Here is a 22388-nt window from a genome sequence, read left to right as displayed (position 1 = left end):
GGACATCATCGGCCAACCTGCTCTTCCAATTCACACATGGACCCACCTATAGAGACCGACGGCTGCACAATTCGTCCGGGCCTCGGGCCCAGATTAATCCGTCCGGCGCCTGCGGGCGCCGCCCCACGAAAAGTCCCATATGACAAGGATGTATTTCGACGACGTGGATCCATCTTAGTCCGGTGCACTGCGGGCCCGGACATGCGTCCCCGCAGGTCACGCGGGGTTTCTGGCACGGATACTGACAGGCGAAACGTGGGCCGTCGCGAGCGGTTCTGGCGCGCGCGGCCGATCCCCGACATAAGTAGGGAACTACTGCTCCGGCCAGAAGGTCCGGCACACGACGGCAAATAGGCAACGAAGGCGGGCACCTCTGGCACGCGCCGCCCTCCTGCTGGCACACTGAGCCGATGAGTGATCCCCTCTCCCAGTCCCGGCGGCCCGGCATCCGTGCCGCGATGTTCGTGGACTTCGACAACGTCTATACCGGCCTGATGGCCCTGGACCCGGCGGCCGCGAAGAGATTCGCCGAGGACCCCAAGCACTGGACGGAGGCGCTGGCCGCCGGCGGCGCGGGCGAAGAATCCCGGCGCTTCCTGATCCGCGACTGCTATCTCAATCCGGTGATCTACTCCAAGTACCGGCCGTACTGGACCCGTGCGGGCTTCCCCGTGATCGACTGCCCCTCCCTGACCCAGCGGGGCAAGTCCAGCACCGACATCAACTTGGTGCTGGACGCCATGGATGCCCTGGCCGGCGCGGCACATATTGAGGAGTTCTTCGTCGCGTCGGCGGACGCCGACTTCACCTCGCTGGTCCAGCGGTTCCGGGCGGCCGACCGCATGACCACCGTCATCGCTGCCGGCGCCGTGGCGTTCGCGTACCGGGAGATGGCCGACAGCGTGGTGGAGTCCCACGACTTCGTGGCAATCCTCAACGGGACCGCGGCCGGCATCCCCCGCATGGTCCCGTCTGCCGGACTTGGCACGCCGCTCCGCGCCGCCCAGGGCACGCCCGGGTCCGCGACGTCGGCGGCCGACGAGGTCCGGGCCCTGGTGCAGGCCGCGCCGGGTCCGGTCACGGGAGCGGTCGCGGCGCACCGGGCCCTGACCGCGGACCCGTCACTGAAGACCGATTGGGGCGGGCACGGCAAGTTCGGGGCCTGGATCGCCCAGATCGGCCAGGGTGTCCAATACTCGTCCACGCCGTCGCCCGGCTGGGTGTGGGACGCGAAGCGGTTTTCCCCGGAGCCCTCCTCGCTGGCCTCCGACGCCCGGCCCGCGATCGAGGAGCAGGTCACCCGGGTCACGGACGTTCCGGCGCTGTCGGCAGAACAGTTCAGGCAGGTCTTCCTGTCCCTGGCGGCGAAGCTGCGCGACCATTCGGGCAACCGCAGCGAATTGGCACGGTCCGTCCGGGACGACTGTGTGGCCGCCGGGCAGCCGGTGTCCCGCTCTGCGGTCAACTTCGTGATCCAGGGCGTGGTGTACGCCGGGGGCTCCCTCGCAGAGGAAATGTCAGCGGCGGAACTCGCCGCCGCGTGGACGCGAAACGTGGAAGAGCTGTGCCGGCTGGCCCTCATGGAGTTCGACGACGCCGAAAAGCTCGCACTCAGGCGCTGGGCCGGCGGCGGCCTACTGGAGTCCGGCCCCGGCAGCTCCCGGGTGTAGCAAACCTCCCGCCGTCGTGGCCTTGCGTTGGGTGCCAAACCGATCGACAGTGTGATCTATCTACACTTCCCCAAACGAATTCGGAAAGGATCTGGAAATGCCCAACGACCTTACGGAGCTGGTCAGCGTCCGGTACATGGTGGCCGACGTCGATGCCGCGGTCGACTTCTATACCAAGCACCTCGGATTCACCGTCAGGACGAGCGCCGCACCGGCGTTCGCCGACGTCACCCGCGGCCGGTTGCGTCTCCTCCTGAGCGGGCCGAGCAGCTCGGCGGGCCATCCCATGCCGGACGGCACGGTGCCCGCGCCGGGAGGCTGGAACCGCATCCACCTCATCGTGGGCGATATTGCCGCAGAGGTGGACAGACTGCGCGGCGCAGGCGTCACGTTCCGGAACGACATTGTCACCGGCCCGGGCGGACGGCAGATCCTGCTGGAAGATCCGTCCGGGAACGTGGTCGAGTTGTTCCAGCCCGCCGGCGAATAGCGCCAGCTTCAGACACAAAGCGGACGATGGCGGGATCTCTCTTCACCGAGGTCGCCCCGCTGGGCTCCCGTTCCTGTCGAGTGGGGAGCCCAGCGGCGCTTGGGTCCGGGCTGACGGAAGACCTAAGAAAACCCCCCGGCGCGGGGAGATTTTCGCTACGGCTTCAGGACCACCTTGATGCAGCCATCTTCCTTTTTCTGGAAGATCTCGTAGGCGGCCGCGGCACCGTCGAGGTCGACCTCATGAGTTTTCAAGTCCATGACGCCGAGCGGGTCTGCGGGATCTTCCACGAGCGGGAGCAGCTCGTCCGTCCACCGGCGAACGTTGCACTGGCCCATCCGGAGTTGGATCTGCTTGTCGAACATGGTCAGCAGCGGCATGGGGCTCGCTGTACCTCCGTAAACCCCGCTTAGCGAGACGGTGCCGCCGCGCCGCACAGAGTCGATCGCAGCGTGGAGGACCGTCATGCGGTCTACGCCGGCAGTTTCCATGGCCTTCTTCGCCAGGGCATCCGGCAAGAGCCCCACCGCATTCTGGGCAAAGGCGCCGACGGGCGAATGGTGCGCTTCCATGCCGACAGCGTCGACGACCGCGTCGGGCCCCCTTCCGTCGGTCATATCGCGAAGCTGGTCTCCGATGTCTTTTGTGAAGTCAATCGTTTCCACTCCGTGCCGCTCGGCCATGCGGCGGCGTTCCGGAACCGGCTCGACGGCGATGACCCGCTGGCCGAGGTGTCGACCGACCCGGCTGGCGAACTGCCCTACCGGCCCGAGCCCAAAGACGGCCAGCGTGCCGCCGGCGGGGACGTCCGCGTATTTCACTCCCTGCCAGGCCGTGGGAAGAATATCGGAGAGGTAGAGGTACCGCTCATCGGGCAGTTCGTGCCCGACCTTTATCGGCCCGTAGTCGGCGTGGGGCACGCGCAGGTATTCCGCCTGCCCGCCGGGGACCGACCCGTAGAGCTCGGAGAACCCAAACAGGCTTGCCCCGCTGTTGTGGGCATGGACCTGGGTGGTTTCGCACTGTGATTGCAGACCCTGCTTGCACATCCAGCAACGGCCGCAGGAAATGTTGAAGGGGATGACCACCCTGTCGCCCGGTTTGAGGTTCCTGACGTCGGGACCGACCTCCTCAACGACACCCATGGGCTCGTGGCCCAGGATGTCGCCGGCCTTCATATAGGGGCCAAGGACCTCGTACAGGTGGAGGTCTGAGCCGCATATAGCCGATGAAGTGATCCTGACGATGGCGTCCGTCCCCTTCTCAATAACGGGATCCGGAACCATCTCCACGCTGACCGACCGCTTGCCCTGCCAGGTGAGTGCCTTCATGTTCGCTCCTTCAGTCGCATCCAAATTAGTAAGTCTACTGACTAATATGATCATTCCTTGTTCGCGCTTGGATGGGAAGGAGCCCCGCGCACGGCCGCGCGTACTGTGCTGCGGTCATCGAAGAGAGAGGGACCGTTACTTTCCGGGTCGATGCCACCTCTGGCCGACTCGCAGAGGCAATCCGGGTCCATTGGGGGCTATGCGCGGGTCCGGCGGCCGTCGCCGAAGATCCCCGGGCAGCACAAGAAGCGGACGCACCGTGGGTCCGTCATCAATGAGAACCATCGTGACGGACCCATGCCGCCCGGGTCCCTCAGGTCTGGTCCTCTGCGGAGGTGGCGCGCAGGTCAGGGTCCACACCCCTGGCTCGCTGGGCATCCACGGACGGCACCGGCTCGTTATCCGCACGGCGAAAATAGAGCCAGGCCGCGACTCCCGCGGTCACCGCGACGGCCGCCACTCCGGCAATCAGCCAGGCCTTCCCGGACGCCGTCCGCCGCGACTTAGCCCGGGCGGGTGCCCTGACTGCTCTCGGTGCAACCCGTTTCAGGCCCTCTTGAACGCGCGGAGCCAGAGTTTCCACTTCACCGGCGAGCTCGTCAGCGAGCCGCCGTAGTCCGGTCTGGATCCTCGGGGACGCGGATTCAATCCCGGCATCGAGCCCGGCCACCACTCTTTTCAATGCCGCCTCGACCCCGGGAGTGGCCCACTCCCTCCCCTCGGTGAGCTGAGAGATGAGATTCTCTGAAAGATGGCGGATCTGGTCGGCCTGCTTCTTGGGTGTTGCCGTGCGCATGAGTGCCTCCTCGATGTGGTGGATGCCCATAGCCTACGGCGGTCGGCACCGTAGAAACAGGGCCCCCCGGCCGCGGCCGCTGCTACATTCCGGCGCTTCTGCTCGGCTGTGTGCACCCTGGCCTTATGGCTGCTGGGCTTTGAGGAACGTTTCCAGTGCCGCGAGGTCGTCGGTGTTGATGTGGTCAACACCTGCACGGCGAAGCTCGGTCCAAAGGGCTTCGCGTGCCTCGCCCGGCTGGTCCGGAGTCGCCCAGAATCGGACCCGGTATCCCTTGGCGTGTGCGTCCGCGACGTACGCGTGGAGTTTGGCGCGTTCCGCCTCGGGCATCGGGCCAACACCCTGCCACGTAAACAGCTTTGTCCAGTTATCACTGATCAGCGGCATGAGCGCCGAGGGCATCCCGGAGGCAAGGTCGGCTGAGCGTCCGTCGAAAAACCCGTAGCGTTTGTCTTCCGCCTGCATGGTGGTCAGCGGCCTATTGCCGCTGACCACGGCGGTCACCGGGCCGGTGCTGACTTTACCTTTTCTGTAAAGGGTCATGAGGGCCGGGTGCTTGCGCAGCTCCTGCTCAATGGCAGCGTAGGTACTCTCGCCGTCGCTCTTGATGTCTATCAGCAGCTGCAAGCTGCCGTCCCAGCCCGGATAGACGCTGTGACCTTCCTGCTGGACTAGTTTGTCCAACGGATCCAGGTACAGGCTCGCCAGGGTCTTTCCCGGCTGTGCGTTCTCCCGGTCGTGAGCGACCAATAGTTCGCCGTCAACCAGCCAAACGTCCGCCTCGACGCTGGTGAACCCATGCTCCAGGGCGTCAAAGAGCGGGCGGCCGTGCTCGTAGTCATTGTGCGCATGGGTCTCCAACAGCGGCTGGCCCAGCACAACATCCCGGGATGGGGTGGCGGCAGAGGAAGGAACGGCGATTCCGGTCAGGGACGTGAGGGCCACCAGCGCGGCGACAGCACTTTTGATAAGCACGGGTTTGATAAGCACGGGTTCTCCTTAATGCGGTTCAGGGGGCATAGTTCAGCTCGACCGATCGGGCGCGCCGAAGCCTCAAACAGGCTCCCCGATCCGCACTAACAGGGACGGGCCACACGATGGAGAACCGGTAAACAGCAGTGAACGGCCACGCTGAGCCGTGGATGCGTCAGGAGCAGATCCGTGGCGAACTGGAACTCGAACTGGTGGTCGCAGCCGTGCGTGACGAGCGTCATGCGGACTTCTTGGGTGTGTCACATTTCGGGCCTCTGCGGTGTCCTATGTTCAAACGTTCGTTCAGCGATAGGAGTCACCGTGTCAATACGTTGTCGTGTGGTTATTATCGGCGCCGGGTATGCCGGAGTCATGGCCGCGAACCGGCTCGCAGGAAGTCCGCGACTGTCTGACTCCATCAGCGTTACCGTCATCAACCCGATTTTCGATTTCGTGGAAAGGATTCGCCTTCACGAAGTAGCGGCAGGAAGCCGGGAATCCGCCCGGGTGCCGATGCGGTCGCTGCTGCATGAGCGTGCGGACCTCGTCGAAGGCACTGCGTCCCGCATCGACCCTGAAAACCACTACGTGCACCTGTCAGGCGGCCGCGAACCGCTCGACTACGATGTACTGCTGTACGCCGTGGGCAGCACGCAGGCGCCGGGCAAGATTCCGGCGGGCGCGTACGCTCTGAAAGATCCCGAGGACGCAAACCGCTTACGGGCCCGGCTTTCGCAACTGGATCCAGGCTCAACCGTCAGCGTCATCGGGGCTGGCCTGACCGGCATCGAGGTTACTGCCGAAATCGCCGAAAAGTATCCGCGGCTACAAGTACATCTCATTTCCCGCGAAACCATTGCCGGCAGCCTCTCCGGCTCCGGCCGACGCGCAGTCATGAAACGGCTTTCAGGGCTCGGCGTCGAAATGATAGAGAATACCGATGTGCAAGGGTGCGACGATTCCTCGGTCATAACGTCGGGTGGTGACACCCTGCGGTCTGACTGCACGATCTGGACCGCAGGATTCAGCGCACCGGACCTGGCACGTGAAAGCGGACTGCCAACCGATGCCCTCGGGCGGCTCATGGTCGACGAGTCACTCTCGTGCCCGCAGTTCCCCGACATCTTCGGTGCGGGCGATGCCATACAAGCCCCCCAAAGCGTCGCCGACCACCTGCGCATGAGCTGCGCGACGGCCCTGCCGCTTGGTGCTCACGCGGCCGACAGCATCATGGCCCGCCTCGATAAACGAGCTCCGGCCCCGCTTTCTGTGGGATACATGCTCAGGTGCATCAGCCTGGGACGCAAGTCCGGACTCGTTCAGACCGTGCGCGCCGACGACCAGCCGCGCCGGTTCGTCCTTCGCGGTCGTCTCGCGGCAACGGCGAAAGCGCAAATATGCCAAATGACTCTGTCCTGGATCAGAGGCGAGCTTCGCCGGAGCGGTTCGTACAGCTGGCCCAAGGGGCCCCGACCGGCAGAAGCCAAGTAAGCCTGTGGGAACCGCAGGAGTTTTCGAGGAACACCGTTCCCTGCTTTTCACCATTGCCTACGAAATCACGGGAACAGTTACGGATGCCGAGGACGTCGTTCAGGAGAGCTTTCTGAGATGGTCCGGTGTTGATGCAGAAGCTGTCCAAAATCCGCGAGCCTACCTGGCTAAAACCGTGACGCGTCAAGCGTTGAACTCCCTTAGGGCAGCTCAACGCCGCCGGGAAGACTACATTGGTCCGTGGCTCCCGGAGCCTGTGGTCACGGCCCCGGATGTCGCAGAGAATGCTGTCCTGAGTGAATCACTGTCATTTGCGATGCTCGTGGTGCTTGAGACCCTGACCCCCGATGAGCGGGCAGTTTTCGTCCTCCGCGAAGTTTTCGATTTCCCCTACGCGGAGATCGCCGAAGCCACAGACAAGTCGCCTGCGGCCGTCCGTCAAATAGCAAGCAGGGCAAAGGCGCACGTGCGCGCGCGTCAACCGCGCTTTGAGGTGGATGCACGACAGCAACGAGCAGTCGCTGACCGGTTCCTCACGGCTCTACTCGGGGGCGATATGCAGTCCCTCATGGATGTCCTCGCGCCCGGAGCCGTCCTCCTCTCCGATGGAGGCGGAAAAGTTACAGCGGCCCGCAAACCCGTTACTGGCGCGGACAACATCGCGCGGTTCCTCACCGGCATCGCCAAAACCCCGCTCCCTGATCTGCGGGTTGAATCGTCATCTTTGAACGGCATGCCGGCCCTCATCATTTACAGCGGAGACAGGGTTGACCTTGTGGCCCTTGTTGAATCAAGCAACGAAAAGGTTACGGGCATCTACCTCGTGCGAAATCCGGACAAACTCGGCGCGACCACCAAAGCCCGAAGCTTCCGCACGCGTTTGCCTCATCGCGAACCCTTCATTGGCGAGAGGGGAACATGGAGCGCCGATCCTACGCCGCGATGAACAGTGCCCAGTCAGGAAAGGGATCCACGGGCAATAGCGGCCCGGTCTCTCCGGGTCCGACGGCGCCGGCAATTACGTCCTGGCAGTCGGGCGGTTCCAGTTCCCGGCCTGCACCCGCGTAGCCGAGGCACTGCGGCCAGTGTGGTGGCTCCCAGTCTTGTTGTTCGCTGGGATAGGAGCGTCCGGCAGGTGAGATCCAGCCGGGCGGCTGGTCCCTCGTCGCGTCAACCGGCCTCCATGCTGTGCTGTGTCTGAGGCGGTGGTGCCGCCGGCATGGCTGGCCCAGGTTGGTGACGCCGGTGCCGCCTCCCTCGGACCAAGCCAGCAGATGATCCGCTTCGTTATCCAAGGAATGGTTATTACAGCCTGGAAAAGGGCACCGGCCGTCCCGAAGCCGCAGCCATTGGCGCATCGCCTTCGGAACCCGGTAGCTGGTCCGTCCGATCTCCAGCGGCGCTCCGTTCCGCGGATCGGTCAGCACACGCAGGAACGATCCGGCACCATCCCCCACAAGCCGGCGGGCGATGCTCGGCGGAACGGGACCATACCCGTCCAGCGTGGCCGGTTCCGAGCCGGCGCCCAAAAGAGACAGCACCGGCACGGTCACCAGGACCTGCGCCTTGGGTGACGGAGTTCCTTCCGCCACCCCCGCCAGCAGCCAGTCAGCGGCAACGTCCGCACGGAGCTGGGCCAGGGTCCGGGATTCGTTCGGTCCCTGCAGGGCACGGGCCGCTTCCGTGGCACGTGACCATCCGGCCACCGCCACATCCGCAGTCACATAGGCCGAGAGCCAGGCCATGCCGTCCCGGTCCGGTACACACTCCAGCCGACGGTCCTCCACACCCTTGCGGTGGCGCGTTTCGATGCTTATGGGATGGTGCAGCTCACGCCATCTGCGCGCTTTGGCCCGGAACCTGCCCGGTGCCAGCTCCCCCGCCGGGCAGCCACGCGCGGCCAAGGGAGCTTCGGCGTCCAGGAAATGAGCCTCCAAAGCAGCCGCCGCAGCGGGGTCCAGGCCGGACGTTTCATCACACATCACCCGCGCGTGTTGCCATGAAATGCGTCCTGCCTGCAGCGCGGACAGCGTGAGGGGCAACCCGGTGGTCAGGGTGGCTGACTCCGCCAGGAGCGCCGCCGCCGATCTTTCACTCACCGTCAGGACACAGGCCACCTCTGCGGTCACCGCCATTTCCTGGGCGGTGCGCTCCTGCGGCGAAACGGCTGGGCCCGCCATGGCGACGGCAGCGCGGGCATATCCGGCGGCGAAGTGCACTTTCAACGCGGCCAGCCTGGCTTCCATGCTGCCCACCTCAGCCATACCGTCCAGGCACGCGTCCGCTTCGTCCCGAAGAGGGTCATCGCCAGTCGAGGCCGCATTCCCGGTTCCGCGACCGGCAAATGCAGCCAACCTGGCAAGGGAAGCCTCCATGGCCTCCAACATCTCCGCAGCTGCTCTGCCTTCCATACCCACAGCATGGCAGGAGCCACTGACAATAACGCCGGCGTCAGCGTTGCAGGCAAACTCCGTCATCCAGGATCTGCCGGATCCCGAACTTTCCCACGCTGAACATCCGGGGATTGTCGTCGGAGTTGCTCAGCATGGCGGTGGACAGGATAAGGGCCCAACCGCGGGACCTCATCCAGGTGTCCCCGTCCACTGCGGAGCCAAAGGCACCCATGAAGCGGTGGCGAGTGCCGGCGTCGAACATCAGCCACCCCACCGCAAGATCGACAGCCGGGTCCCCTGCCCCGACGTCGCCGAAATCGATGACGCCGGCCAGGGAGCCGTCATCCGCCAGCAGGATGTTGCCGGGGTGGAGGTCCCCGTGGAGCATCATCGCCGGACCATCCCAGGCTTTGGCTGCACAGGCCTGCGCCCAGACTGCTCTCAGCGCTGCCGCCTGCGGGTAGCGTTCGTGGTCCGCGAGCCGTTCCAGCAGCACAGCGTCACGGTCTGTCAGCGGCACGCCTCGGAAAGGATTCACCGGGACGTCAGTTTCGGCGGGTACATGAAGGGACAGCACGAAATCGGCCAGGCCTTTAGCCGCCGGTCCGCGGCCCGCCTGGCCGACGTCGGCCGCAGCGGCTCCGGGCACCCACGGCACGATGCTCCACGGCCATGGAAAGTCCGGCGTCGGCCTGCCGGCATGGACGGGGACAGGAACAGCAACCGGGGAGCGGCGAGCTATGTCGGGAAGGTAGCGCTGCTCGTGAAGTATCAGCGGCACGGCCTCCACCCTGCGCGGCAGCCGGACGGCCAGGCTGTCTCCGAGCCGGAAGGTCACGTTGTCCCAGCCGTTCGCAACCCGCGCTATCGGACAATCGCCGAGGTCGGGCCGGTGGTCCCGGACGAGGCGCTGGACCAGGTCGTTAGTCACTTCCACCGTGGCTGGCGGCATTTCCGCCATTGAGAAATCCGCCTTTCTTTGTGCCTGCACTGCAGTCCGATCCTCCCCCTTGTCCGAATATAGTTCCAGACCCAACACCCCGGGCTTGTCACACTAAACGAGACCCAAGGCGGACGACGGTGGGGCTTCCCGCCGTCGTCCGGTTGCGCTGGGTACCGCTCCCCTACAGGGCCGACCAGCCGCCGTCGGAGGCGAGGATGGCGCCGTTGATGTTGGTGCCGTCATCGCTGAGCAGGAACGTGATGGACGCGGCGAGCTGCGCGGCCGTGGCCGGGGTCGGGACGGTGGCCTGCATCAGCGGGCCGAGGCGTTCGGCTGCGAGCTGCGATCCCCAGTTGGCCACGATGTTGGTGATGGTGGGGCCGGGGGCCACGGCGTTGAAGCGCAGGCCCTTCGGCCCGTACATCACGGCCGAGTTCTTGGTCAGACCGACGACGGCGTGCTTGGACGCCGTGTAGGCGGCGCCGGCGGCGGACCCGCGCAGGCCGGCCTCGGAGGCGACGTTGACCACGGAGCCGGTGCCGGCGTCCAGCATCATCGGCACCACGGCGCGGGTGAGGCGCATGAGGGCGGTGACGTTGATCCGGAAGACGCGGTCCCAGGTGTCGTCGTCCACCTCGTGGATCGGGGCGAAGTTGTCCATGATGCCGGCAACGTTCGCCAGGGCGTCGATGCGTCCGCCGGCGGCGGCGACGACGGCGGCCACGGTCTCTTCGGTGGAGATGTCCCCGGCCACCGGGACCAGGTCCAGTCCGGCGTTCTCGGCCACCATGTCGTCCAGGCGTTCCTTGCTGACGTCGGCGGCGACGACGCGGCCGCCTTCTTTGGCGATCCGCAGCGCGGTGGCCTGGCCGATGCCGGAGGCCGCGCCGGTGACGATGACCGTCTTGTCAGCGAACCGGCCGGTAGTGGTGGCTTCCTGCCATGAAGCTTCGTTGCCCATGATGTCCTTCCAGACGTTGCTGACGGTGATGCGGTCCACCTTATGACACTCAGTGTCATTATGTAAGGGTGAATACTGGTGGGATGCTTTCGGATGCTGTGACCACCGCCGTTCCCCGCTCCGCCGGGCGCCCGGTGACGATTGATCCCGACGCCGTGGCCGCCATGGCGCTGCGGCTGTTCGCCGGGCGCGGCTACGAGCAGACCTCCATGGAGGACATCGCCCGCGAGGCGGGAATCGGGCGCAAGAGCCTGTACCGCTACTTCTCCAGCAAGGCCGAGCTCGTCTGGGGCGGCATGGAGCCGGTGGTCGAGGCCTCGGCCCGGGTGCTGGACTCCGCCAGCACTGCCGGCGCGGCCGAGGGCGGCATCCTGGCCGGGCTGCGCGACGCGGCGGTCGCCGGGGTTGCTGTCCTGTCGGACCTGGAGCTCACGCGCGGCCGGCTGCGGCTGATCGCCGAACATCCCGAACTGGCCAGCCGGAGCTACGAATCCCTGGCACCGCAGCGCGAGCGGACACGGTCGTATCTCGTTTCGACCGGCGTCCCTGAGGACGTCGCGGGATATCTGTGTGCCGCCCTGATCGGCGCGACGTTCGAGGCGTGGATGCGGTGGGCCGCCGGGACGGACCCGGATCCGGTGCCGTACCTGGTGGCCGCCGTGGGGGTGCTGCGGGTGCCGGAGGCCTAGCCCGCCAGCAGTTCATCCTGGGTGCCGGAGTCCACGCGGGCGGGGTGACAATGGGGACATGAGATCCGCGACGAAACGAAGCCGGCCCAACGGCCGCCGCCTGCCGGTCCGGAACCGGGGTCCCGCCGTCGTAGTTTGGCTGGTGCCACGGTGAGCACCTTCGTTCTGATCCCCGGAGCGGGCGGCGCGGCCTGGTACTGGAGCCTCGTCGTTCCGTTACTGCAACAGGCCGGCCACGAAGCCGTCGCCGTGGATCTGCCCGGCGACGACGAAAATGCCGGGCTGCCCGAGTACGCGCGCCTGGTGCTCGAAGCCATCGGTGGACGCCAGGACGTGGTGCTCGTTGCGCAGTCGCTGGGTGGCTTCACCGCCCCGCTCGTGTGTGAAAAAGCCCCCGTCGCCGGGCTTGTCCTGGTGAATGCGATGATCCCCGTACGGGGCGAGACCCCCGGCGCGTGGTGGGACAACACCGGCTGGGCTGCGGCGCAGCAACGCGCGGCCCAGGCCCACGGGTCCAGTGCCGAATTCGACACGGACACCTATTTCCTGCACGACGTTCCGCCGGAAGTCGCCGCGGAAGGCGAACCGCACCAGCGCCCCGAAGCAGACGCGGTGTTCGGGTCGGTCTGCGACTTCACGGACTGGCCCGGGATTCCAACCCGCGTCCTGGCCGGAAAGGGAGACCGCTTCTTTCCCCTTGAGTTCCAACAACGACTCGCCCGCGAACGCCTCGGCATGGAGCCCGACGTCCTGCCGGGCGGCCATCTCCTCGCCTTGGCAAACCCCGACGGCGTGGCCGATTACCTGCTGCGCCGCTGAACGCGGGAATTCCGGCCTAGCGGCTGCTCACCTGGCCGAAGCGCTTCGCGATGGGCGCGAGCACCAGCGGGCGGGCGGCGTACCATCCCGCCGCCGTGATGGCGATGGCGGCCGCGAAGAGCCAGAACCCGACCCAGTTCACCACGTCGGTGCCGCCGAACATGTGGTTCAGGTTGCGCAGCGCACCGGTCGCGAACACGAGGAACACGTGGATGAGGATGAACAGCACGAAAAACAGCATGGTCGGGAAGTGAATGGCGCGCGCAACCTCCACCGGGTAGACCTTGTTCAGCGTTTTCGCGTTCTTCGGCCAGAACTCGCTCATGCGCGCACCCGTGATCGCCGCCAGCGGGGCCGCGATGAACACCACCACGAAGTACATGATCTGCTGCAGGCTGTTGTAGTTCACCCAACCCGTCTCAACGGGCCAGTCGAGGGTCATGTACTGCAGGAGCGCGGAGAGCGCGTTGGGGACGGCCTCCCAGCTGCTCGGCACGATCCGCATCCAGCGGCCCGAGGCAAACAGCAGCACCACAAAGATGAGTCCGTTGGCCAGCCACAAAATGTCCAGCGACTGGTGCAGCCACAGGTTGATGCTGATCTTCTTGCCACCGCGCTTTGGCGTCCAGTACGCCGGCGGCTTCTGCTGCGTGCGCACCTGATAGCCGGAGCGAATGATGAGCACCATCAGGAAGATGTTCAGGAAGTGCGCCCACTGCGCCCACCACGGGAAGCCGGGTTCCACCGCATCGGGCAGGTCATACGCGCCGGGGTATCTCTCGAGGAACTCGGGCACGCCCGGCAGCGTCGTCACGCCGCGGGCGGCGAGCACAAGAATCGCTGCGGCGGCCACTCCGCCGACGGCGAAGAGCACGACGAGCTTGATCCGCTGGCCCAGGGTGCGTGAGCCGTAGGTCCTTGCCTCGGCCTTGGGCTTCACGGGCTTTTCGACTGCGGCTGCTGCGGGTGCCGGGACGACGGCGGCCGCGGGCGGTGGGGCGACGGGCTGCGCCACCGGCGCCGGGGCGGCGACGGCGGACTGCGCTTCGGATGCCGGGGCGGCGACGGCGGGCTGCGCCGCCGGCGCCGGGGCGGTGGTGGCCCCGGGTGCACTCGCCGCCGCGGGCTCCGCCTCGGCGTCGGCCTCCACCGCGCTGGCAGCCGGGGCAGGGCCGGCGTCGGCAATCTGTTGGGGACCTGCCTGCACCGCCGGGGCGCCAGCGGCCGCCGGAGCAAGCCCGGCCGCGGGCCACGGCTCGCCGCCGGGGACGCGGGGAAGCCCGCGACGCAGTGAGGTGGTTCCCGTCGTCCGTGTGCCAGGCGCGGCTGCCGGAGCAGCAGAAGGCGCCGCCGCTGCAGGCACGGCCGCTTCCTGAGCAGCAACAGCTATGGCAGCATCTGCGGCTGCTTCTACGGCAGATGCCGCCGTGGCGCCCGCGCCCGGCGCCCCGGACAGGGCCGCCACTGATACCGGAGCCCCTCCCGCTGGCGGCCAAGGTTCACCGCCCGGCACGCGCGGCAGGCCGCGGCGAAGCTGCCGCGCCACCGCGGCCCCTGGAATCACGGCCGGGACCGGCGCGGACACTGCCGCAGCCGGTGCCGTTTCCTGGACAACAGAGGAGGGCGCGGCGGCTGCGGGGGTGGCCGCGGCCGATTCCGCCCCGGAAACAGACGCCGACAGATCGGCCGCTTCTACCGCTTCTGCCGTGGCAATGCGGGCGGGCGCCTGGCCTGCCGGAGGCCAGGGTTCGCCACCTTCGACGCGCGGCAGGCCCCGCCGAATGGACCGAGACAGAGTTGCCATCGCTACTTCTTCCGGGCCTCAAGGGCGCTAATGAGCTGGGGAACAACCTTGAAGACGTCACCGACCACACCGTAGTCCGCGACCTCGAAGATCGGCGCGTCCCCGTCCTTGTTGATGGCGACGATCATCTTCGCGGTCTGCATCCCGGCCCGGTGCTGGATCGCGCCGGAAATGCCCAGCGCGACATACAGCTGTGGTGACACGGAAACCCCGGTCTGGCCGACCTGGTGCGCCGTGGGGATGAACCCTGCATCCACCGCGGCGCGCGACGCACCAACGGCGGCACCGAGGGTATCGGCGAGCTGTCCAACGAGTGCGAACTGTTCCTCCGAGCCGAGGCCACGGCCACCGGCCACAACCTTCGATGCACCACGCAGCTCCGGCCGCGAAGTGGCGGCAGTTGCCTCCTCGAAGGAGTCGATCCGCGCGGCCGGTTTCGCGGAGCTTGTCACGGCCAAGGTCTCCGACGCCTGCGGCTGAGCCGCTGCGCGCGCCTCGATGGAGCCCTGGCGGACCGTAATCACCGGCGCCCCAAACGTGGACGTTGACGTCACATTGTAGGCGCCGCCGTAGACGGAGTGGTGTGCCACGACGCCCTCGTCGTCACGGGACACACCGACCGCATCGGCGGAAATCGCCGCACGCGAACGGGCAGCGTAACGGCCGGCGAGGTCGCGCCCGTTCAGGGAATGCGAAATCAGGATCGCGTCCGGCTGCACCTGCTCCGCGGCGGCGGCAAGCGCGTCAACGCCCGGCACGCCGAGCGCGGAAGGATCCGGAGTCTCCGCGATGAGCGCGTGCGCGGCACCAAGGGCCGCGGCCTCCGCGGCGGCGGCGCTCCCGGCGCCGGGTGAAGCAAGTACCAAGGCAACCGGGGTGCCAACGGCAGCGGCGGCACCGAAGAGCCCGGCCGCAGCCTTCTCGAGTTCACCGGATGCCCGGGCTTCCACGACAACAAGGATTGCGTCACGAGGGAATTCAGTCATGTCGTTGATCCTTAGGCCAGTCGGTTTTCGATCAGGAACTCAGCAAGCTTCTCGCCGGCATCACCCTCGTCGATGATCTTCACGCCCGCCGCGCGCGGGGGCCTCTCCGCAACGGTCAGCATGATCGAACGCGCCGCCTCCGGATTGTCGGCCGTGACCCCGAGGTCCGCGAGGGTCAGGACCTCAAGGGGCTTCTTCTTGGCGGCCATAATGCCTTTGAAGTTCGGGAATCGCGCCTCGGGAAGTGCCTCGGTGATGGAGATCACCGCGGGCAGGTTTGCTGAGACCTTCTGCACGCCGGAGTCAACGGCCCTGGAGCCAGCCACCGCACCGTCGCTGATCTCGACGGTGCTGAGCCCGGTGGCATGCGGCACGTCAAGCAATTCTGCAAGCATCGCTGGAATCATGCCGCCGGATCCGTCAGTGGAGACGTTGCCGGTGATCACCAGGTCAAACCCCATGCGGCGGATCGCTGCGGCGAGGGTTTCAGCGGTTAGTCCAAGATCCGCACCCCGAAGCGCCTCGTCAGAGACGTGGGTGGCGCTTCCTGCGCCCATCGCGAGCCCCTTGCGGATGGTTGCCGTCGCACCTTCGGGGGCCAGGGAGAGGATTGCGACCTCAGTGCCCTGGTTCGCGTCGGCGTAGGTCAGGGCCAACTCCAGGGACCGCTCACCGATCTCATCAATGACTGATTCGCTGGCTCCTCGATCGGCGAGGCCGGTTTCAAGGTTCAGTTTTCGGTCCCCGTACGTGTCGGGGACCTCCTTTACTAGGACGATAATCTTCATCGATGGCTCTTCCTGTGGCGGCTTGTCCCTGGAGCGGAGACATTGTCGAACCCATCGAGTCTACGAAACCTGGGCCCCTTCCGGCTGACAGAGCCCGTGTCGTGTGGGAAGTACCTCGCCAGGGGCCGTGATCAAGGTAAAGCAGGGCGCTCCGTTGACAAATGCAAAACGTTTTGTGTAACGTGTCTCACACCAGATACAAAACGTTTTGCAAAGGGAAGTCAATGACGACAAGAGTGGGAATACGCGACGTGGCCAAGGCCGCCGGGGTCTCCGTCACCACGGTGTCGCATGCCATGAACGACGCCACGAGCTTCCGGGTGAAGGCAGAGACGCAGCAACTCGTCCGGGACGTGGCCAGGGATCTTGGGTATGCCCCGAACAAGATGGCCAGCGGACTGCGCAACCAGCGCTCCCAGATCCTTGGGCTGGTCAGTGACGAAATCACTACCACCCCCTTTGCAGGGGCCATGATCCGCGGGGCGCAGGACGCCGCCTACGACCGCGGCTACGTGGTGATGGTGGTCAACTCCGGCCTGGACAGCGAGCTGGAAAACCGTGAAATCAACATGCTGCGCCAGCACCAGGTGGACGGGGTGGTTTACGCCAGGATGTACCACCAAAGCGTGCAGGTCCCCGCGGAACTGGAGGGCCTTCCCACCGTGCTGCTGGATTCCGTCACTGACGACAAGTCCATTTCCTCGGTTATCCCCGACGAGGTGGGCGCCGCCGAGACGGCCGTTGAAGCAATCATCCAGGCGGGCCACACCCGGATCGGGATGATCAACAACATCGACGACATCCCCGCCACGCACGGCCGCAGGGAAGGTTTCCTCAACGCTCTCCGGCGGCACGGCCTGCAGCACGACCCCCGCCACCTCGTGATCGGCCAGCCCGAAACCACCGGAGGCCGCGAGGCCGCGCTGGGCTTGCTGGGCCAGCCTGACCGGCCCACAGCCCTGTTCTGCTTCAGTGACAGGGTTGCCATGGGCGCCTACCAGGCGGCCACGGCATTGGGGCTGCGCATCCCGGAGGACGTGTCCATTGTCGGGATCGACAATCTCGAAATCATCGCAGACGCCCTGTGGCCGGGACTCACCACCGTCGCCCTCCCCCACTACGAAATGGGCAGTTGGGCGGTCCACCGGATCCTGGACGACATCGAAAATCCCGGCGCACCCGCAGTCCAGACGCAGCTGGACTGCCCCCTGATTGAGCGGGGGTCGCTCGGCCCGCCGCCACGTTAGCCGACTGCCGGCACCAGCCGGCATCACCACAGCGTTCCACCCCTCCACTGTTCCACTGCTCCACTGCCCGGGGACCGCAATAAAAAGGGACGCAGCCGTTGCACCGGCCGCGTCCCGAAGGACCCGGGGCAATCTCCCACGCCCAAATTCAGCAGAAAGATTGACCAACATGAACAAGCGATTCACCCGGATCCTCGCCACCAGTGTAGCTGCGGCCGCACTCGTCGGATCCCTGGGCGCCTGCGGCAAGGGCAGCGCCTCCGCCCCGTCCGCCGGCTCCAACGAGATCACCATGTGGACCCACAATGCGGGCAACGCCGAAGAACTCAAGGCGGTTGAAAACATCGTCGATTCCTACAACAAGAGCGCAGGCGCCAAGGCCAAGATCAAGGTCCAGGCATTCCCGCAGGACTCCTACAACGACTCCGTGGTCTCGGCCGCGGCCTCCGGGAAGCTTCCCTGCATTGTTGACATCGATGGCCCCAATGTTCCCAACTGGGCCTGGGCAAAGTACCTGGCACCCCTGAAACTCGACGCGGACGTGTCCAAGAACCTTCCGAGCACGGTGGCCAAATGGGAGGGCGAGACCTACGCCGTGGGCACCTATGACGTCGCACTGGCGATGCTTGCACGCGCGTCCGACCTCAAGGCAGCCGGTGTCCGCGTCGCCACGGTCGAGAAGCCGTGGACCAAGGACGAGTTCCAGGACGCGCTGACCAAGCTCAAGGCCCTGGGCAAGTGGGAATACCCGCTGGACATGGGTACCGCCGGAACCGGAGAGTGGCTGCCCTACGCCTACTCCCCGTTCCTGCAGTCCTTCGGTGGGGACCTGATCAACCGCGACGGGTTCCAGTCGGCAGACGGCGTCCTCAATGGCGACAAGGCCATCGAGTGGGCGCAATGGTTCCGCGGCCTCGCCGACCAGGGCTTCATGGCCAAGAAGAGCGGCAAGGACTCCACCCAGGACTTCCTCAACAACAAGAGCGGCCTTCTCTACACCGGCTCCTGGGCCGCGGACAAGGCACGCGCAGCGGTAGGTAAGGACCTGGTGGTCATGCCGTCCGTGGACCTCGGGACCGGACCCAAGATCGGCGGGGCCTCCTGGCAGTGGGGCGTGACCAGCGGCTGCAACAACTCCGCGGCAGCCATGGACTACCTCTCCTACTCGCTGAAGCCGGAAAACCTGGCCGCGGTGGCGAAGGCAACGGGCACCATCCCGGCCACCGACGAGGCCGCCGCGCTCCTCCCCGAATATGCCAAGGGCGGCACAAACCGGATCTTCATGGAACTTTCCCGCAACTACGCGGTGATGCGCCCCGAAACCCCGGCCTATCCCTTCATCGCCACCGAATACGGCAAGGCGGTTCAGGACATCCTCGCCGGCGCCGACCCCAAGACGGCGCTGGACAAGTCGGTCAAGGCCATCGACGCCAACATCAAGTCCAACGGCGGCTACAAGAACTAGCCGGCTGCCCAACGGTACGACGGCGGTGCGCAACCGCCGCCGTCGTCGTACCTCGGGGCCCGACTGTCGACGGAGAAAACCATGACAACCACCCAACTCCCCTCCCCCGGCCGCCCTCTTGCGGAGCCGGCCCCGGCCGCACCGCCCAGCAAACCGCGCCGCCGGCCGCGCCACCTGCGCGAACAGATCAGCGGGTGGGGCATGATCGCCCCGGCCGCGGTCCTGCTGCTCGCCTTCGTCTTCCTCCCGGCGATCCTGGGCTTCGGCCTGGCATTTACGAACGCCCGGCTTGTTTCCCCGCGGCCCGTGGAGTTTGTCGGCACGGACAACTTCGCGCGGCTCTTCGCGGATCCGGTGTTCTGGCGCTCGCTGCTGAACGTCAGCTACTTCGCCGTCGTGGTGGTGCCCGTCCAGTCCGGACTCGCCCTGGCGATGGCCCTCCTGATCAACAAGAAGTTCCGCGGCGTGAACTTCTTCCGCACCATCTACTTCCTTCCCGTGGTGACGTCCATGGTGGTGGTGTCCCTGCTGTGGCTGTTCATGTACCGCAAGGACGGCCTCATCAATGAGCTGCTGTCGGTGGCCAGTTTCGGCCTCATCAGCGGCCCGGACTGGCTCAACGATCCCGCCACCGCCATGCCGGCCATCATCGCCCTGTCGATCTGGCAGGCCGCAGGCTTCCACATGATCATCTGGCTCGCAGGCCTGCAAAGCATCTCCGGGGAACTCTACGAGGCCGCCCAACTCGACGGCGCCAGCCGCTGGCACCAGTTCCGCTACGTGACCTGGCCCGGCCTCACCCACACCCGCACCCTGGTCCTGGTGACCATCACCATCCAGGCGCTCGGGCTCTTCGACCAGGTCAGCGTCATGACCCAGGGCGGGCCCCTCGATTCCACCACCACCATCATCTACGAGGCGGTGCGCTCCGGCTTCAAGCAGCAGGAGACCTCCTACGCCTCGGCCATCTCGCTCGTGTTCTTCGTGCTCGTGCTGCTGATCTCCGCAGTGCAGCGCTACCTGACCCGAGAGAAGGACTGACGTGAAACAGACACTCATTTCCAAGGGTCTCGGCAGTGCCGCGACCACGGCGGTCCGCCTCCTGTTCGCCGCCGTCGCCGCCTTCCCCATCGTGTTCATGATGGTGTCCTCGCTCAAGCCGGACCAGCAGATCTTCGGCGACATGTCCTCGGTGGCGGCGTTCCTGCCGGTCGGCAACATTTCACTGGACAACTACGCGGCCGTGTTCGACCGGGTCCCCGCCGCCCGCTTCCTGGTCAACTCCATCGGCATTTCCGCGGTAACCGTGGTGCTCGGCATCTTCATCAACAGCCTCTGCGCGTTTGCCCTGTCCCGCATGGAGGTCCGCGGCAAGCGCGTGGTGTTCACCGCGATCCTCGCCACCCTCATCGTGCCCTTCCAGACGCTGGCGCTGCCGCTGGTGTGGTGGGTCAACCAGCTGCCGTACTTTGAGCTCAACGGGTTCAGCCTCGAGATCTCGAAGGGCTGGCTGGACACCTACCAGGTCCAGATCATCCCGTTCATCGCCAACGCGTTCTCCATCTACCTGTTCCACCAGTACTTCGAATCCATCCCGAAGGAACTGGACGAGGCCGCCCGGATCGACGGCGCAGGCTGGTTCACCATCTACCGCAAGGTGGTCATGCCGCTCGCGGGACCGGCCACCGCCACCGTGGCCATCCTGACCTTCCTGCCCGCCTGGAACTCCTACCTCTGGCCGCTCATGGTGGTCCAGTCCGAGGAACTCCGCCCGGTGATGATCGGCATCCAGTACTTCTTCCAGCTCAACGTCTCCTGGGGCGAGGTGATGGCTTACGCGTCCCTCATCACCATTCCCGTGGTGGTCCTGTTCATCGCGTTCCAGCGATCCTTCATCAACAGCATCGCCTCCAGCGGCGTCAAGGGCTGACCAGCCTCCTCACGCGAAAGCCTGCCAAGAACCCTCATGAAAACACTCACAGAACTCGACTGCCAGTACCGGCCAAAGTGGCACTACTCGGCGGAGCGCAACTGGCTCAACGACCCCAACGGTCTGGTCTACTCCAACGGCACCTACCACCTCTTCTACCAGCACAACCCGCACGGCCAGGAGTGGGGCAACATGTCCTGGGGCCACGCCACCTCCACGGACCTGCAGCACTGGGACGAACAACCTGTGGCCATCGCCTGCGATGAGCAGGAGGCCATCTTTTCCGGCTCCGCGGTGGTCGATGTCCACAACACCAGCGGCTTCGGCATCGGAGGCGTGGCCCCGCTCGTGGCCATCTACACCAGCGCGTACTCGCCCGCCTCGCCGCTCGCCGGACGGCAGGCACAGTCCCTTGCCTACAGCACGGACGACGGCGCCACCTGGACCAAGTACGCCGGGAACCCGGTCCTGGACCGCGCCTCCGCGGACTTCCGCGACCCCAAGGTCTTTTGGCACGACGGCGCCGCCGGCAGCTACTGGGTGATGGTCGCCGTCGAGGCGGCCCGCCACGAGGTGGTCCTCTACAAGTCGGCGGACCTGTTGACCTGGGAGTACCTGAGCACCTTCGGCCCGGCGAACGCCACGGCAGGGGTGTGGGAATGCCCGGACCTCTTCGAACTGCCGGTGGACGGCGATGCCTCCAACTCCCGGTGGGTCATGGTGGTCAACCTGAGCCCCGGCGGCATCGCCGGCGGCTCGGGCGGCCAGTACTTCATCGGAACCTTCGACGGCGTGACGTTCCGGTCCGAAACCACCGTCACCGACGGCATGCAGGCCGACGACAGCCGGATAGCCGACTACGGGTGGCTCGACTGGGGCCGGGACTACTACGCGGCCGTGTCCTTCAGCAACGCCCCCGACGGGCGGCGGCTCATGATCGGCTGGATGAACAACTGGCAGTACGCCGCCGCAACGCCCTCGGACGGCTGGCGCAGCGCGATGTCCCTGGTCCGCGAGGTCAGGCTGGTGTGCCGCGGCGGGCGCCCGGTGCTGGTGCAGGAGGCGGTGGACCCGTTCCACACCCACGGTACCGAGGTGTTCGCCCTGGCCCGGCAGCCGTTGGCGGACGGGGTGACCTGGCTTCCGGCCGAGGCCTGCGGTGATGTGCTGCGAATCGATGCGGAGTTCGAGCCCGGCGCCGCCGGCAGGGTAGGTCTGGTGCTCCGGGCCGGCACCGAAACGGGCGGGGAAGCCGCCGACCCCGCCGGAGCCGGTGCACGCACCGTCCTGGCCTACGACTGCCGCACGGCCGAGCTCAGCCTGGACCGGACCGAATCCGGCAACGTGGGCTTCCACGAGTCGTTCCCGTCGGTGGAGCGCGTTGCCGTGTCCCTGGAGGACGGCCGGCTAAGGCTCCGGGTCTTCCTGGACCGCTGCTCGGTCGAGGTCTTCGCGCAGGACGGCCTGGCCACCATCACCGATCTGGTCTTTCCCGCGAACTCCAGTACCGCCGTCGGGCTGCTGGCCGAAGGCGACGGCGGCACTCTGGCGGCCCTGGCCGTCCTCCGCTGAGCGGCTGAAGGGGTCCAAGCCGGCAGCGGTGGGGCGATCAG

The 22388-nt window shown here is 66.3% G+C and carries 20 protein-coding genes; 11 read left to right on the top strand and 9 right to left on the bottom strand.

Annotation, left to right across the window (positions count from 1 at the left end; all coding sequences use genetic code 11):
* Positions 1 to 410 precede the first annotated feature (410 nt).
* Both B5X90_RS06190 and B5X90_RS06185 read left to right on the top strand, forming a co-directional pair.
* Complete coding sequence (locus B5X90_RS06190) at positions 411 to 1670, top strand: NYN domain-containing protein (RefSeq protein WP_079550986.1); 1260 nt, start codon at positions 411 to 413, stop codon at positions 1668 to 1670.
* Positions 1671 to 1767: 97 nt separating this feature from the next.
* Positions 1768 to 2160: a VOC family protein gene (locus tag B5X90_RS06185; RefSeq protein ID WP_079550984.1), complete on the top strand. Its 393-nt coding sequence runs from the start codon at positions 1768 to 1770 to the stop codon at positions 2158 to 2160.
* 155 nt (positions 2161 to 2315) lie between these two features.
* Here B5X90_RS06185 and B5X90_RS06180 read toward each other — a convergent pair whose 3' ends face one another.
* From B5X90_RS06180 to B5X90_RS06170, 3 genes are all read right to left on the bottom strand, one after another.
* Complete coding sequence (locus B5X90_RS06180; RefSeq protein WP_079550982.1) at positions 2316 to 3491, bottom strand: zinc-dependent alcohol dehydrogenase; 1176 nt, start codon at positions 3489 to 3491, stop codon at positions 2316 to 2318.
* A gap of 313 nt (positions 3492 to 3804) precedes the next feature.
* A complete protein-coding gene (locus tag B5X90_RS06175) occupies positions 3805 to 4287 on the bottom strand; it encodes a hypothetical protein (protein ID WP_256860083.1) in 483 nt (160 codons plus the stop codon).
* Between the two features lie 123 nt (positions 4288 to 4410).
* Positions 4411 to 5262: a phosphatidylinositol-specific phospholipase C/glycerophosphodiester phosphodiesterase family protein gene (locus B5X90_RS06170; protein WP_079551204.1), complete on the bottom strand. Its 852-nt coding sequence runs from the start codon at positions 5260 to 5262 to the stop codon at positions 4411 to 4413.
* Positions 5263 to 5598: 336 nt separating this feature from the next.
* Between B5X90_RS06170 and B5X90_RS06165 the strand changes: the two genes are divergently transcribed.
* Positions 5599 to 6750, top strand: a complete 1152-nt coding sequence (locus B5X90_RS06165) for an NAD(P)/FAD-dependent oxidoreductase (protein WP_256860082.1) — start codon at positions 5599 to 5601, stop codon at positions 6748 to 6750.
* A gap of 4 nt (positions 6751 to 6754) precedes the next feature.
* Complete coding sequence (locus tag B5X90_RS06160) at positions 6755 to 7696, top strand: RNA polymerase sigma-70 factor (protein WP_079550972.1); 942 nt, start codon at positions 6755 to 6757, stop codon at positions 7694 to 7696.
* On the opposite strand, the gene B5X90_RS06155 is transcribed toward B5X90_RS06160, so the two are convergent.
* The 3 genes from B5X90_RS06155 to B5X90_RS06145 form a co-directional block, all read right to left on the bottom strand.
* Entirely contained in the window at positions 7683 to 9125 is a 1443-nt protein-coding gene (locus B5X90_RS06155; protein ID WP_079551199.1) for an HNH endonuclease signature motif containing protein, read from the bottom strand. The genes B5X90_RS06160 and B5X90_RS06155 overlap by 14 nt on opposite strands.
* 76 nt (positions 9126 to 9201) lie before the next feature.
* Positions 9202 to 10074, bottom strand: coding sequence for an aminoglycoside phosphotransferase family protein (locus B5X90_RS06150; protein WP_256860081.1), 873 nt, complete (start codon positions 10072 to 10074; stop codon positions 9202 to 9204).
* Between the two features lie 193 nt (positions 10075 to 10267).
* On the bottom strand, positions 10268 to 11047 hold the full coding sequence (locus B5X90_RS06145) for an SDR family NAD(P)-dependent oxidoreductase (RefSeq protein ID WP_079551197.1): 780 nt from the start codon (positions 11045 to 11047) through the stop codon (positions 10268 to 10270).
* An 83-nt stretch (positions 11048 to 11130) separates the two neighbouring features.
* Here B5X90_RS06145 and B5X90_RS06140 point away from each other — a divergent pair, with 83 nt between their 5' ends.
* Positions 11131 to 11736, top strand: coding sequence for a TetR family transcriptional regulator (locus B5X90_RS06140; protein WP_079550968.1), 606 nt, complete (start codon positions 11131 to 11133; stop codon positions 11734 to 11736).
* Between the two features lie 150 nt (positions 11737 to 11886).
* On the top strand, positions 11887 to 12555 hold the full coding sequence (locus B5X90_RS06135; protein WP_179129069.1) for an alpha/beta fold hydrolase: 669 nt from the start codon (positions 11887 to 11889) through the stop codon (positions 12553 to 12555).
* Positions 12556 to 12571: 16 nt separating this feature from the next.
* On the opposite strand, the gene B5X90_RS06130 is transcribed toward B5X90_RS06135, so the two are convergent.
* The 3 genes from B5X90_RS06130 to B5X90_RS06120 form a co-directional block, all read right to left on the bottom strand.
* Positions 12572 to 13918, bottom strand: a complete 1347-nt coding sequence (locus B5X90_RS06130) for a cytochrome b/b6 domain-containing protein (protein ID WP_306292819.1) — start codon at positions 13916 to 13918, stop codon at positions 12572 to 12574.
* A 443-nt stretch (positions 13919 to 14361) separates the two neighbouring features.
* Positions 14362 to 15345, bottom strand: coding sequence for an electron transfer flavoprotein subunit alpha/FixB family protein (locus B5X90_RS06125; protein WP_079550964.1), 984 nt, complete (start codon positions 15343 to 15345; stop codon positions 14362 to 14364).
* A gap of 11 nt (positions 15346 to 15356) precedes the next feature.
* The gene (locus B5X90_RS06120) at positions 15357 to 16133 is read right to left on the bottom strand and encodes an electron transfer flavoprotein subunit beta/FixA family protein (RefSeq protein WP_079550962.1); all 777 of its coding nucleotides are present in this window, start codon (positions 16131 to 16133) and stop codon (positions 15357 to 15359) included.
* A gap of 224 nt (positions 16134 to 16357) precedes the next feature.
* Between B5X90_RS06120 and B5X90_RS06115 the strand changes: the two genes are divergently transcribed.
* The 5 genes from B5X90_RS06115 (at position 16358) to B5X90_RS06095 (ending at position 22347) form a co-directional block, all read left to right on the top strand.
* Complete coding sequence (locus B5X90_RS06115; protein WP_256860080.1) at positions 16358 to 17380, top strand: LacI family DNA-binding transcriptional regulator; 1023 nt, start codon at positions 16358 to 16360, stop codon at positions 17378 to 17380.
* Between the two features lie 169 nt (positions 17381 to 17549).
* Positions 17550 to 18845, top strand: a complete 1296-nt coding sequence (locus B5X90_RS06110) for a sugar ABC transporter substrate-binding protein (RefSeq protein WP_179129067.1) — start codon at positions 17550 to 17552, stop codon at positions 18843 to 18845.
* A gap of 81 nt (positions 18846 to 18926) precedes the next feature.
* Positions 18927 to 19886, top strand: coding sequence for a carbohydrate ABC transporter permease (locus B5X90_RS06105; protein WP_079550958.1), 960 nt, complete (start codon positions 18927 to 18929; stop codon positions 19884 to 19886).
* Position 19887: 1 nt separating this feature from the next.
* The gene (locus B5X90_RS06100) at positions 19888 to 20775 is read left to right on the top strand and encodes a carbohydrate ABC transporter permease (RefSeq protein WP_079550955.1); all 888 of its coding nucleotides are present in this window, start codon (positions 19888 to 19890) and stop codon (positions 20773 to 20775) included.
* Between the two features lie 36 nt (positions 20776 to 20811).
* On the top strand, positions 20812 to 22347 hold the full coding sequence (locus tag B5X90_RS06095; RefSeq protein WP_079550953.1) for a glycoside hydrolase family 32 protein: 1536 nt from the start codon (positions 20812 to 20814) through the stop codon (positions 22345 to 22347).
* The last annotated feature ends 41 nt before the right edge of the window (positions 22348 to 22388 follow it).

This window comes from Arthrobacter sp. 49Tsu3.1M3 (assembly GCF_900168135.1).
In the GTDB taxonomy this organism is placed as follows: Bacteria; Actinomycetota; Actinomycetes; order Actinomycetales; family Micrococcaceae; genus Arthrobacter.
This window is presented reverse-complemented; position numbering and strand designations above follow the sequence as displayed.